At 52.2% G+C, this 13333-nt stretch carries 12 protein-coding genes; 9 read left to right on the top strand and 3 right to left on the bottom strand.

Annotated features, from left to right (window positions below):
* Window positions 1-104 precede the first annotated feature (104 nt).
* On the top strand, window positions 105-2792 hold the full coding sequence (polA, locus tag OOT00_RS04525) for a DNA polymerase I (RefSeq protein ID WP_265424104.1): 2688 nt from the start codon (window positions 105-107) through the stop codon (window positions 2790-2792).
* Window positions 2793-2952: 160 nt separating this feature from the next.
* Here the strand turns inward: polA and OOT00_RS04520 are convergent, their stop codons facing one another.
* Window positions 2953-3123, bottom strand: coding sequence for a hypothetical protein (locus tag OOT00_RS04520; RefSeq protein WP_265424103.1), 171 nt, complete (start codon window positions 3121-3123; stop codon window positions 2953-2955).
* A 404-nt stretch (window positions 3124-3527) separates the two neighbouring features.
* Between OOT00_RS04520 and OOT00_RS16175 the strand changes: the two genes are divergently transcribed.
* Genes OOT00_RS16175 through OOT00_RS04485 form a run of 6 tightly spaced genes read left to right on the top strand, consistent with a single transcriptional unit; the run spans window position 3528 to window position 9489 of the window.
* Window positions 3528-4781, top strand: a complete 1254-nt coding sequence (locus tag OOT00_RS16175) for an ATP-binding protein (protein ID WP_303649847.1) — start codon at window positions 3528-3530, stop codon at window positions 4779-4781.
* A 30-nt stretch (window positions 4782-4811) separates the two neighbouring features.
* Window positions 4812-5999: a sensor histidine kinase gene (locus OOT00_RS04505; RefSeq protein ID WP_265424102.1), complete on the top strand. Its 1188-nt coding sequence runs from the start codon at window positions 4812-4814 to the stop codon at window positions 5997-5999.
* 52 nt (window positions 6000-6051) lie between these two features.
* On the top strand, window positions 6052-7404 hold the full coding sequence (gene nosR, locus OOT00_RS04500) for a response regulator c-di-GMP phosphodiesterase, NosR family (RefSeq protein WP_265424101.1): 1353 nt from the start codon (window positions 6052-6054) through the stop codon (window positions 7402-7404).
* A gap of 6 nt (window positions 7405-7410) precedes the next feature.
* Window positions 7411-8274 carry an HDOD domain-containing protein gene (locus OOT00_RS04495; protein WP_265424100.1) on the top strand — a complete coding sequence of 288 codons (864 nt, stop codon included), beginning with the start codon at window positions 7411-7413 and terminating at the stop codon, window positions 8272-8274.
* On the top strand, window positions 8264-9085 hold the full coding sequence (locus OOT00_RS04490) for a response regulator (protein WP_265424099.1): 822 nt from the start codon (window positions 8264-8266) through the stop codon (window positions 9083-9085). Before OOT00_RS04495 ends, OOT00_RS04490 begins: the two co-directional genes overlap by 11 nt.
* A gap of 11 nt (window positions 9086-9096) precedes the next feature.
* Complete coding sequence (locus tag OOT00_RS04485) at window positions 9097-9489, top strand: response regulator (protein ID WP_265424098.1); 393 nt, start codon at window positions 9097-9099, stop codon at window positions 9487-9489.
* A 40-nt stretch (window positions 9490-9529) separates the two neighbouring features.
* Here the strand turns inward: OOT00_RS04485 and yedF are convergent, their stop codons facing one another.
* Window positions 9530-10135 carry a sulfurtransferase-like selenium metabolism protein YedF gene (yedF, locus tag OOT00_RS04480; RefSeq protein ID WP_265424097.1) on the bottom strand — a complete coding sequence of 202 codons (606 nt, stop codon included), beginning with the start codon at window positions 10133-10135 and terminating at the stop codon, window positions 9530-9532.
* A gap of 173 nt (window positions 10136-10308) precedes the next feature.
* Between yedF and OOT00_RS04475 the strand changes: the two genes are divergently transcribed.
* The gene (locus OOT00_RS04475; RefSeq protein WP_265424096.1) at window positions 10309-11217 is read left to right on the top strand and encodes a tetratricopeptide repeat protein; all 909 of its coding nucleotides are present in this window, start codon (window positions 10309-10311) and stop codon (window positions 11215-11217) included.
* A gap of 134 nt (window positions 11218-11351) precedes the next feature.
* A complete protein-coding gene (locus OOT00_RS04470) occupies window positions 11352-12542 on the top strand; it encodes a TraB/GumN family protein (RefSeq protein WP_265424095.1) in 1191 nt (396 codons plus the stop codon).
* Here the strand turns inward: OOT00_RS04470 and purN are convergent.
* The gene (gene purN / locus OOT00_RS04465; protein ID WP_265424094.1) at window positions 12539-13315 is read right to left on the bottom strand and encodes a phosphoribosylglycinamide formyltransferase; all 777 of its coding nucleotides are present in this window, start codon (window positions 13313-13315) and stop codon (window positions 12539-12541) included. The two genes, OOT00_RS04470 and purN, sit on opposite strands and share 4 nt — an antisense overlap.
* Between the last annotated feature and the right edge of the window lie 18 nt (window positions 13316-13333).

The raw sequence follows: 13333 nt of genomic DNA, 5'->3' as shown, positions 1-13333 counted from the left end.
GTTTTTCTCCTTTCTTGTCCTTTCCAATGCCCCATGGTACAGATCAGTCTCCATGGGTATCCCCACAGGGAACAAGCACCAAACTCTTTTAAGGAAACAGGGCCATGACTGCACCCACCCTTTATCTGATAGACGGTTCCGCCTACATTTACCGAAGCTACCACGCCATCCGCAACCTTTCCAGCAGCAAAGGCGAACCCACCAATGCCACTTTCGGTTTCACCCGTACCCTGATCAAACTCATGGAAACCTGCCAGCCCGTTTATGCAGGCGTTCTCTTTGATACCAGAGGTCCCAATTTCCGCCATACAATTTATCCGGACTACAAAGCCAACCGCCCGCCCATGCCCGAGGATCTCTCCTGTCAGATACCCCGCATCCATGCGGTCAGCGAGGCGCTGGGCCTTCCCATTCTTTCCATGGAAGGCTGGGAGGCCGACGATCTTGCTGGCACCCTTGCCCTGCAGGCCGGTGAGGCCGGTTTTCAGGTGGTGCTTGTAACCGGAGACAAGGATTTTCTCCAGCTGGTGAACGAAGGCACCCGGATTTTCGATCCCATGAAGGACTCCTGGAGCGATGAAAACACCCTCAAAGAGCGTTTCGGATTTGATGCCCGGGGTATTGTGGACATGATGGCCCTCATGGGTGACAGCTCAGACAACATCCCCGGTGTTCCAGGTATCGGGCCTAAAACAGCCACAAGCCTCATTGCCCAATATGGCAGCCTTGAAAAAGTCTATGAAGCCCTGCCACAGATAGGCAAAAAAAAGCTGGTGGAGAATCTCATCCAGAACAGAGACAAGGCCTTTCTGAGCCGCAGGCTGGCGGCCATCGACCGCAACGCCCCCGTGACCTTCAGGCCGGAAGAATGGCTGAAAAAACCGGCCGATACCCCAAAGCTGACTTCCCTTTTCCGGGAACTTGACTTCCGCCAGCTGGAGGAACAGTTTGCCAAAGAGACCCCGCCGCCACCACGGACGGCAACCAGAGAAAAAGACTACCGGGCCGTTGTCTCCGTGCACCAGCTGAAAGAGGTGGTGGCCGCCATCCGAGACGCAGGAATCATGGCCTTTGATACGGAAACCACAGGCCTGGATGCACTTTCCGCTCACATGGTGGGTATCGCCCTGAGCTGGCAGGAGGACAGGGCTTCCTATATACCTCTCCTGCACGCGAAAGACAGTTTTCCGGAGCAGCTCTCCCTTGAAGAAATACGGGAAGATCTGCAGTCTCTCTTCTCCGATCCGAATATTATCAAAGTTGCCCAGAATCTTAAATATGACTGGACCATCCTCTCCCAACACGGCTTTTCTCTGGAAGGCCCGCTTAAAGACACCCTTGTGGCCAGCTACCTTCTGGACCCCACACGGAGCAGCCACAGCCTTGACTCGCTGACTCTGGATCTTCTGGGACACAAAAATACCCCCTACGGAGAAGTCGTGTCCGCAAAAGGAATGGGATTTGAACACGCATCTTCAGAAAAAGCCGTTCCCTATGCCTGTGAGGACGCGGATATGACCCTTGCCCTCTGGCGGAAACTGGAGCCAGAGCTCATGGGAAAAAGTCTGGTCTCCCTTTTTGATACTCTGGAGATGCCCCTTGTCCCCGTACTCATGCACATGGAGAACAGAGGCATCCGTGTGGATACAGACCGGCTGAAAGAGCTTTCCATAGCCATGGAAAAAGAACTCCACACCCTTACGGAAGAAATTCACTCTCTGGCAGGAGAGTCCTTCAATATCCATTCACCCCAACAGCTGGGACGGATTCTTTTTGAGGTCCTCGAACTCCCAGTACAGAAAAAAACCAAAAAGAAAACAGGATATTCTACAGACGTATCCGTGCTGGAGACTCTGGCATCCCAGCACCCCCTGCCTGCCAGGGTTCTGCGTCACAGAAGCCTCGCCAAACTCAAAAACACCTATGCCGATGCCCTTCAGCAACTGGTTTCTCCCGTTACAGGCCGCATCCATACCAGCTTTAACCAGGGCGTCACAGCCACAGGACGACTCTCCAGCTCCAGCCCCAACCTGCAGAATATTCCCATCCGTACCGCCGAAGGCCGGGAAATCCGTAAGGTTTTTATTCCGGAAAAAGGATGGCGGATGATGGCCGCAGACTACTCCCAAATCGAACTCCGTCTCCTTGCCCACTATTCGGAGGACCCCATTCTTAGGGAATCCTTTGAAAAAAATGAAGACATTCACGCAAGAACCGCTGCAGAAGTTTTTCAGGTCCTTCCTGCATTCATTACAGAGGAGCTCCGCCGCCAGGCCAAAACCATCAATTTCGGCATCATGTATGGCATGGGCCCCTACAGGCTGGCGGGAGAACTCGGTATCAGCCAGAAAATGGCCAAAACCTATATCAGCCATTATTTTGCCCGCTATGCCGGTGTGAAGGAGTTTATGGAAAAAACAGTGGAAGAGGCACGGGAAAGGGGCTTCACCACCACCCTGCTCGGCCGCATACGCCCTCTGCCGGACATCGGCAGCCCTAACCACAACCTCAGACAAATGGCCGAACGGGTTGCTGTCAATACCCCCATACAGGGATCTGCTGCCGATCTTCTCAAAATGGCCATGGTCCGGGTGGACCATGCACTGCGGGGAAAAAAAATGGCCACCCGTATGCTTCTGACCGTGCATGATGAGCTGGTTTTTGAGACTCCGATAGAAGAAGCCAGTGAGGCCGCCGCACTGATCCGCCAAATTATGGAATCGGTGGTACCCTTAAGGGTGCCCCTTCTCGTCAATCTGGCTTCAGGGGATAACTGGTCCGAAGCCCACTGATGCTCCCTTGCGCCCAGCCTGTTCCAACCCGGTGTCCTCTCCCATGCAGGGAAAGGTCACCGGGTATCCAAACCAGCATCACACCACGGAAAGACTCATCCGCAAAGAAAAGATCCCGGACCTTACCCTTTCACCGGGAATCGTCATCGCTTCTTATCATTTATTTCTTAGGAGCTTCCGGGAAAGAATTTTCCCGCACCGCCTCGGATACGGTTCTGTATACATTTTTGAACAAATCTTCAAAGCTCCCTGGAGAAACCCTTCCCACCTCAATAAACTTCACCATCACTTCCTTGGTAGTACGCAGAATCTGTTCTTCCATAGCTGCCATCATCTCTCCCTTTTCATACAATCCGATACAAGCAGGATCTCTTTCTTTTCATCAGACTGAACCAGACCGGAACAATCACCTGAAGTTTGTACATCAGATCTTTCAGGCCCTGCATTCTGCCGCCTGCTCCCTTTCGCCTTGATCCATACAATTTTCATGACAGGACGGGGGCAAGCCCTGTTCCAGCCCAAAACCCTTATGGACAAAGCCTTTCTGCTTCGCTATCATACAAGAAACAATGTTTTTCACTCCTGCTGCCCTGATCATAGCAAAAAAATAAAAAGAATATGCCGCTTTCACCGAATTCGGGCACATTCTTACACAGATAGTGGTCGTCATCCACCCTTGGCCGTCATCCTAACAGAGTGCACAAACCATACGAAAGAACAGGGACCATTCAGACCATGGCTGCCATGATTCCCATTCCTTTTTTACAGTCCAGAACGGCCCGCATCCTTGCGGAAGCGGCCTCCAAGGCCAGGATAGCCATTCTCCTTGCCCAGACTGATCCCAGCGATAAAGGTCGCATCCTATACCTGAACTCCCACATGGAAAAACTCTGCGAAAGCAGCGGCGAGTACCTGATGGCCAACCACAGGATGAACGACCTGCTCTGCCAGAATAATACGGGGCAGAGGATACTGCGAACCCCATCCGGAAAAAACATTCCGGTGGATGTGGTAACCTGTACCATTCCCATAGAAACACCGCCCCCGCTGCTGTACTATATCAGGGACATCAGCGAACAACTGCATACGGAACGTCAACTCAAAGGCTACAGCGAAAACCTGGAACGGATGGTCAGACAACATACCCGCAAACTGTCCACCACCCTGGAAAGCCTGAAGGAAACCCAGTCCCAGCTCATACAATCAGAAAAAATGGCCTCCCTCGGCCAGCTGGCTGCGGGTGTTGCCCATGAAATCAATAATCCTCTGGGTTTTGTCAAAAGCAACCTTGGCACCATACGGGATTATTTTGAAGATCTTTTTGAAGTCATTGATGCCGCAGAAATTCTGGAAAACAATCTCACCTCCGAAGACGCCAGAAAACGGGCCATGGATACCCTGACCCGTATACGCACCCGCATTGATCTCGATTTTATCCGGGAAGACCACCGCGCGGTCATTAGCGAATCCCTCGAAGGCATGGAGCGTGTCGCCCGGATTGTTGCCGATCTCAAAAATTTCTCCCGGACGGAAAGTCCGGATGCAGAATCTACGGACATACAGGAATGCCTGGAATCCACGTTGCATATTGTGTGGAATGAAATCAAGTACAAGGCAGAAGTCATCAGAGATTTTGAACCCTTGCCCCGGGTTCTTTCCTCACCCCAGAAACTGGCCCAGGTTTTCATGAATCTTCTGGTAAATGCTGCCCAGTCCATAGAAAAACAAGGGACCATACACCTGCAGACCCGCATTCTCGAAAACAGCATCATCGTGGCAATTACGGATACGGGATCCGGCATACCCGACCACATTCTCCCCAAAATCTTTGACCCTTTCTTCACAACCAAACCTGTGGGTAAGGGAACAGGCCTTGGCCTGAACATCTCCTACAACATCATGCAGCAACTGGGAGGGGATATCGACGTGGACACCACGCCCGGTGAAGGCAGCACCTTCCGTGTCCACATCCCCCTGCGCGAGCCATGACCTCCCTTTTTTACCGGAAGGACACCATCTATGGATATTATTGTTGCCGAGGACCATCCCGTTTCCGCCAAGCTGCTTGAAAAAATTCTGTTGCGGGCCGGTCACAATGTCTACCTCGCCGAAGACGGTGAGGCAGCATGGGACATGCTTTGCAAGCATCAGGCCCGCATGATGCTCACGGACTGGATGATGCCACGGCTGGACGGCCTTAGTCTCTGCCGCCGAATCAGGGAAACCCCCCCATCATCATCCTATGTATACCTTGTCCTTCTCACCGCAAGGGATGGCACAGCCGATATCCTTTCAGGATTTGAAGCCGGGGCTGACGACTACATTGCCAAACCGGTCAACCCCGATGAACTGATGGCCCGTATTCGGGTTGGACTCCGCCACCTGAGCATGGAAGACCGCCATGAAAAAACTCTCCGCCGCCTCATGCGCAGTGAAAAAATGGCCTCACTGGGACAACTGGCCGCAGGCATGGCCCACGAAATCAACAACCCCTTAAGTTTTCTGGCAAGCAACCTGACAACCCTGGAACAATACAGCCAGAAAATCTACGGCTTTTTCCAGTCCCACAGGAGCCTGACCCCCTCCCTTCCTGCGGAAAACGAATTTAAAGACAAAATTAAATCTCTGGAAAAACAGTATGATATCGCTTATATTCTAGAAGATATGGAACCTTTGATTACCGAATCCGGGGAAGGTATTCAACGTATCCACCAAATTATCGAAGACTTGCGTATTTTTACCCATCCCGGCAGTATGCAGCCTGAGCCCGTGGATATCCATCAGTGCATTACCATCAGCCTGTCCATGCTGGCCCAGAAAACCGGAGCCTCCATTCCCGTAGAAAAAAACCTGGCAGAACTGCCTCCCTTTTCCGGTTTTTCCAACCAGCTGCAACAGGCCTTTTTAAACATTGCGCTCAATGGTGTGCAGGCCATGGATTATCAGGGATCCCTTTTCATTCAGACAGAGGCCAGTGATTCCCACATTCTGATCCGTTTTCAAGACACGGGAACGGGAATAGATCCGGAAATACTTCCTAAAATTTTTGACCCTTTTTTCACAACCAAACCCGTTGGTCAGGGAACCGGCCTCGGTCTTCATGTGGCCCATACCCTTGTGCAGAGCCATGGCGGTCACATCAGCGTTGCCACAGCATCCGGAAAGGGAAGCACCTTCACCATTCATCTGCCCCTGAAAGAACATTGATCAACATTCAGAGGCCATCCAGAACCCTGAATCAATCCGCACAGGAACCCTCATGACCTCAGATGAAAAATTACGGTATACCCATCATATACTTCTCGTAGATGATGAGCCTTCCATTCTCAAGGCACTGAGCCGTACCCTGCGCAAACTCCCCTGCACCCTGCACACGGCAACGGGCGGAGAAGAAGGACTCAAGGTTCTCGGGACAAGCAAAAATGCCTTTTCCCTCATTGTTTCAGACCAGCGTATGCCTGGAATGGACGGGGCTTCTTTTCTGGAAAAAAGCAGACAGATTTTTCCCTACGCCTCCCGCATTCTGCTTACGGGATATTCCGACATGGAGGCCCTTACCCGTGCCATTAATCTGGGGGGCATCCACCGCTTCATCTCCAAACCCTGGGAAGACGAAACACTGCTTCTCTGCCTCACGGAGACCTTGCAGCAATATGAACTTATTCTGGAAAACAAGCGCCTTCAGGTCCTTCTTTCCCGCCAGAACCAGGAACTTGAGGCAAAAATAAAAGAAAGAACCCAGGAAGTGGAAACCCGGAACCAGAACCTTGCCCGCACCAACCAGATGCTGGAGGATAGTTTTTTCAGCACGGTCCGCCTGCTGGCCTCCCTTGTGGACATGAGTGCACCGGATCTGGCCGGACATGGCCGCAGGGTCAGCGAAATGGCCGCCGCCATCGCAAGCAATATGGAGCTTGAAGCAGAAGAAATTCTTCATATTGAAGTGGCAGGGCTTCTGCACGACATTGGAAAAATCGGCGCCACACCCTCCGTACTCAAAGGCAATACCCAGGCCATGACCCGGGAAGATTTTGTACGCTACAGAAAGCATCCCGAAGAAGGGCAAAGCCTACTGCAGCTCATTCCCAGGCTGGATCACGCAGGTCTTCTCATTCGCTGTCATCATGAAGAATACGATGGACAGGGATTCCCCGATGGCCTTGCGGAGCACGAAATCCCCATAGGTGCACGCATCCTCTCCGTGGCAGACTCCTATGACCGCCACCTCCATGTTCCCGAGCTGTCTGCGGAAGCAATACGGCAGCTGGCCAGACAGGAAGACACCACTCTTGACCACATGAACAGGGAAACCCTCAAGCGTCAGGCGGCCGCGGCCAAAGTCAAACAAGGTGCCTTTTCCCGATATGATCCCGATGTGGTGAAAGCCCTTCTGGACGTTCTCAAGGGCCAGGGGATTTCTTCCAGGCGCGAAAAACTTCTGACACTGGAAAAGCTGGAATCGGGCATGCAGCTGGCCAAGCCGCTCCATACGGTTCGCGGTCGTTTCCTGCTTCCCTATAACACCATCATCAGCGCGGAAATTCTTCAACGCCTCAAACAGGTGCACAGAAATGAGGCTATACAGGAACCCATACAGATTCTCAACCGCTGAGGCACCATGAACCCTCCCGATAGCTACCTGACAGAGCTGATGGAGGCAGCAGAAAAACTGCCTTCACTGCCCGGCGTGGTACTGACTGTCAATTCCATGCTGCAGGATCCGGACACCCATACCCAGGATCTCAGTCGTATGATTGCAAAAGATATCGCCCTGGTCACACGTATCCTGAAACTGGTCAATTCCGCCTTCTTCGGACTCCGCTCCAGAGTCGGCAGTATCCCCGATGCCGTTTCCCTGCTGGGCTTTGATACCCTGCACCGCATTACCCTTGCCCTTTCCATCGTTGACATGCTGAAGCCTTCCCGCAAAAATCAGGGAGAATGGCTCTGGCAGCACTCTATTCGCACCGCCGTTTTTTCCGAGTACCTTGCAAACAAAACAAAAATTTGTAACGGCGACAATGCCTTTGTGGCAGGACTTCTGCACGACATGGGTCTCATCGTGCTGGCCCGCTGCATGCCCGGTCTTTTCCTGCGGCTGGAAAGGGAAGCAAAGAATCTGGACAAGCCGTTTTACATTATGGAGTCTTCTGTTATTCCGGGATTTTCCCATGCTTCCCTGGGTGCTGCCATGGCCAGAAAATGGCAGCTGCCGCCCGCACTCGCCGAAGCGATTTTCTATCATCACCGTTTCCCATCGGAAAAACCAGTCTCTGACATGACAATCATCGTCCACACGGCCAATGCTCTGGATACCCATAGCCAACGCATGCGCAATGAGTTTCCGGATGCCATCCTCCACCCCGCAGCCCTTACAAAATTCCGGCATATTCTGAAAGATCCGGACCAATGGTTTCCCGAGATCCATCAGAGGAGTATGGAAGCCTGCAAGCTTTTTCTGGGAGACAATCATGAGCCATGATGCCTGCATCCTTTGCGTAGATGATGAAATCGGAATTCTTCACTCCCTCAAGCGCCTGCTTCGCAAAGAAATCTACCGGGTTCTTACCGCATCCAGCGGGCAGGAAGCACTGACCATTCTTGAATCCGAACACGTTCACGTGATCATCAGCGATGAACGGATGCCCGATATGACAGGGACGGAGCTTTTTTCCGTAATTCTCAAAAAATGGCCGGACATCATCCGTATTATCCTCACAGGGTATGCCGATGTGGATACCATTAGCGACGCCATCAATAAGGGCCATATCTACAAATTTATTTTAAAGCCATGGAATGACCAGAATCTGCGTCTGGAAATCCGGCAGGCGCTGGATCAGTACGCTCTGACTCGGACCAACCGCAAATTGCAACAGACCATTCTGGAACAAAATCAAATTTTAAAAAACAGTAACGCCAATCTGGAAAGGGCTGTGAGGGAACGGACCCGTGAACTGAAACTTCAAAACCACGCACTCGAACTCTCGCGAACGGTTCTGGAAGCCCTCCCTCTTCCTGTCCTGGGTATCAGCAGTGAGGGAGTCGTTGCCGTAGCCAACGAAAACGCCATGGCTTTTTTCTCCGACGAACCGGAGTTTGCACCCGGCGCAGAGGCAAAACGCTTCCTTTCACCCCAAATTATTCAGGCCATTGCCCTTGCCATTCAGGAAAACGCCCCCCGGGTAATCCGCCCTTCACCGGAAAAACCCGCCATCAGCGTTACCCCCCTCAGGGGCCGATTTCTGGGAGCGGGTGCCGTTCTTCTGTTCACTCCGCCCATAAAGAACCTGTAAAGGAGCTTTTCATGCGCATTCTTATTGTTGAAGATGATCCCGTAAGCCGTATGGTTATGCAGAAAAACCTCAGCCGGTTCGGCCCCTGCGATTTCGCCGAAAACGGAAGACAGGCTCTGGAGGCCTTTGAGGAAGCCCTCTGCCAGAACCGACCCTATGATCTCATTACCCTGGATATCATGATGCCGGAACTGGATGGTCAGAGTGTTCTTGCAGAAATCCGGAAAATCGAAAACAGCAATGGTATTCTGGGCCTGTCAGGGGTCAAAATCATTATGACAACAGCCTTGAATGACAAAGAAAACATCATGAAAGCATTCCGATCCCAATGTGAAGGATACCTCACTAAACCCATACAGAGAGAAAAATTATTCCAGCTTATTGACGAATTCGGTCTTAGCTGAAATGCAAAGGCCCCTCTGCCGACCACACAGGGGCCTTCTTTCACAGATTGATTACCGTATCGGCAACGGCAAGCCCCGTAACAATATCCAGCATGTTCGTGCTGCTGCCAACGGCCCTTCTGTCTGTCACACCGTAATGTTCCATACAGGTACCACAAACAAGAATCTCGACCCCCCGACTCTCCAGCTGCCGCAGCGGATCCAGAGAAGGAGCCCCCTCCAGTGCCAGATGAACTCCCTCATTGAGACAGACAATACGCCAGAGGCTGTCTCCCATTTCATCAAGGGTAAGGATAAAATTGGTCATCAGACCTCTGCCCAGCACCCCATCCCCTCGCCCAATCCGGTCATTGGCCAGCACCACAAGTATTTTTCGAAGCCCCTCTCCTTCTTTCGGGACCAAGACTGTCCCCTTCTCTTTTTCCGGCCCTTCACCTCCAGAAGCACACACCGCAAACCCCCCTCCACGACTCTCCACCAAACAGGCCCGGCCCGAATTTTCCAGAAAACGCTTCACATTTTCCGCCGCAGCCCGATTATCGACCAGAACACAAAAATTTTCTGACGGATTTTCTTCCGCCAGAAAATTCCGGGTCATCAGTACGGGCTGCGGGCAGGCCCTTCCCCGGCAATCCAGTTCTCCCATGTCTTTTCCTCCTCATCGAACAATTCTCTTACTGCCATCATGAAAACTTCTTTTGCCAAAGACATCCTTTTGATACAAAATAGCAAATATTTACGGTAGAATTCACTTTATGTCACCTGCAGACACCCTTTTTCTGCATGTTCTGTCACCCAGATCAATTCAGGAGAAATGTCATGAAACCCGTTTTATTATTTTTCATGATTTGTGGTTTCCTTCTCAACCTCAACGCCTGTGGCGGCAGACAGGTGCCGCCGGATCCCCTCTGGGATGCACCCGCACACAGGGCCGCCCGCCTGGGGAATGAAGCCTATCATAAAGGCTGCTACATCCGGGCACAAAACCATTATCAGGCCGCCCTTGAAGGCTATGCAACCGCTGATAATGCAGAAGGAACCATCCTTGCCCTTAATAATATTGGGAATACCTACCGCATGCTTCAGAACCGTGAAGATGCCTTTGCCTGCTACGAAGAAGCCCTTTACCGTGCCCAACGGATCAACCACCCTGACCTTACGCAGCTGACTTCGGCCAACCTCATCTCTCTGCTCCTCGACGAAAACCGGGGTACGGAAGCACGCAGTGCCCTGAACCGCCTTGACAACAGAGCCGACATTCCCGGTATCAGCCGATCGGAAGCGCGGCTGCTGGATCTTGAAGGAAAAACCTTTGAGGCCATATCCTTTCTTGAAAACACAATTTCCCAAACAGAAGATGAGGAAAGGGCAGGTCTTTATTTTACCCTTGGCAATATCCTGATGCATCATGAAAAGACGGAAAAAGCACAAAAAGCTTTTACACAGGCCCTGAAACTCGATAAAAGTGCAGGGCGTTTCAGTGCCACGGCTTCCGATCTTATGGCACTGGCCCACTGCGACAACCTTCTTGGTAATCATGAGACAGCCTATGATTTTGCCAGGCGGGCCATGGAAATATGGGCCCTGATCGGTGCGGACCATGAGATCAACAACCAGAAACCCTTTTTCATGGAACTTGCCGAAAAAAGTGGTGCCGATACCCGGGTCCCCCTTTATTTTATCGACACATGGATACGGGGAAGGGCCGTTGCAGGTCCCTGTGACTGAAGCTGGACATATGCCTCCAACAAGAGGCACATGACTTTTCAGGGCTTTCTACCTGCATCACCATTGCTTTTGGTATGCGCATCCCCTGCCTGCTGATATCACCCACAACCCAGAACGACCGGAAAACTACCTTCATGAATGTTCAGGAACCCGCTTGCAAACTGCCGGAAAGTGACCATCTCACCATTCTCAGACATCAGGATAAAACCATCTATCTTTTGGGAACAGCCCATGTTTCCCGAAACAGTGCAGAAGAAACGGAAAACCTCATCCGGAGCTGCAGGCCGGATACCGTTTCCATTGAGCTGTGCGCTTCACGTCACGAATCCCTCACCTCCCGTGACCGCTGGGAAAACATGGATATTCTGCAGGTTATCCGTGAAAAAAAAGCCTTTCTTCTGCTTTCCAACCTCATGCTGGCCGCATTTCAGAAACGCATAGCCGACCGCATGGAAATCCGACCGGGTGAAGAGATGCAGCGGGCCATGGAAACCGCCGCAGAAACCGGAGCGGCCCTCCATCTGGCGGACAGAGAAGTCCGCATCACCCTCGCCCGGATCTGGGGTAAAATGGGCTTTATGGCTAAAGCCAAGCTTCTTTATCAATTACTCATATCAGGGCTGGAAGCCGATTCCATTCAGGAAGAAGAGATTGAAAGACTGAAGAATCAGGATGCCATGGCCTCCCTCATGAAAGAGCTGGCCGGCACCCATCCCGTTCTTCAGGATGTTCTGATAGATGAGAGAGACCGGTATCTTGCCGAAAAAATACGCACCGCTCCCGGAAATACTATTGTGGCCATTGTGGGAGCCGGTCATGTTCCGGGTATCATCCGGTACTGGGAAACGCCTGTGAATCTGGCTTCTCTGGAAACTACACCACCTCCGGCAAAAACCGGAAAAATTCTGAAATGGCTTCTCCCTGCCCTTATCCTGCTTCTCTTTGCAGCGGGCTTCTTTTTGGGTGGCAAAGATACGGGTATGGACATGATCACATTCTGGTTCATTGCCAACGGTGTCTTTGCCGGGATCGGAGCGGCCGCATCCCTCGCTCACCCCCTTACCATCCTGACAGCCATTGCCGCAGCGCCCCTCACATCCCTCAATCCCATGGTAGCGGCAGGGTGGGTCGCCGGACTTACGGAAGTTTTCCTGCGGAAACCCAGAGTGGGAGACATGCAGTCCCTAAGCCGTGACATCACCAGCATGAAAGGCTTCTGGAAAAACAAAGCCACAAGAATTCTTCTTGTGGTTGTTTTTACCAACCTGGGCAGTGCCGTGGGAACCTTTGTCGCCCTTCCCCTCATGCTCCGGGTTCTGGGTTAAGAGCAGACAACAACCCTGCGTATTTTTCCATCCCGGCCAGGGCGGCCTTCAAGGACAAGCCGCCCTTCCGCATACAGCTGGATACAGGCAGGATAAAGTGACCACTCCTGCTCCAATCCTTTCCGCCTCACCTCTTCCAGGCTGTCTTCAGGAAAGATGGAAAAAGCCGCCTGCCCCACAATGGGGCCGGAGTCTTCCCCGTAATCCACAAAATGAACGGTGCATCCACCTATCCTGCAACCATGCCGCCAGGTATCACCGTATCCATCCGGTCCGGGAAAGGACGGCAGGAGAGCCGGATGAATATTCATGATACGGGGAAACTGTTCTTCCCTCTGTATGCCATCAATAAAATAGGGTGAAAGGGTGCGCATGAATCCTGCCAGCACCAGCAGATCGATATCATAGGGCAGAAGTGCATCCAGCAGCAGACGCTCGGCCGCGGCCCTTCGGGTAAAAAAAGTCCGGACTTTTTCCATATCATGGCCCTTTGGAAAAAGACTCTGCTTCTTCAACACAGCCTCCACATCAAAATCACGGGGAACAGGAAACAGGGAAGCCGCGTCCGGATGTTCCAGTATCCCTTTGTAATCCACAACAAAATGATCCACGCCCATGGATGCAGCACGCTCCAGGCCCCCGGCCTCCATGCGGTCGGACCCGACAACACAAATCTCCGCCTGCAACCAACCCTCTTTACAGGCATCCATGATGGCCTGAGCATTGCTGCCCCCGCCGGACAGCAGGATAGCTACCGCCAGTTTCTTTTTCATCCTTCACCTTTCCACAAT

Origin of the sequence: Desulfobotulus pelophilus, from assembly GCF_026155325.1 — a bacterium.
In the GTDB taxonomy this organism is placed as follows: domain Bacteria; phylum Desulfobacterota; class Desulfobacteria; order Desulfobacterales; family ASO4-4; genus Desulfobotulus; species Desulfobotulus pelophilus.
Note: the sequence above shows the minus strand (reverse complement) of the source record. Positions and strands in the feature narration are given on the sequence as shown.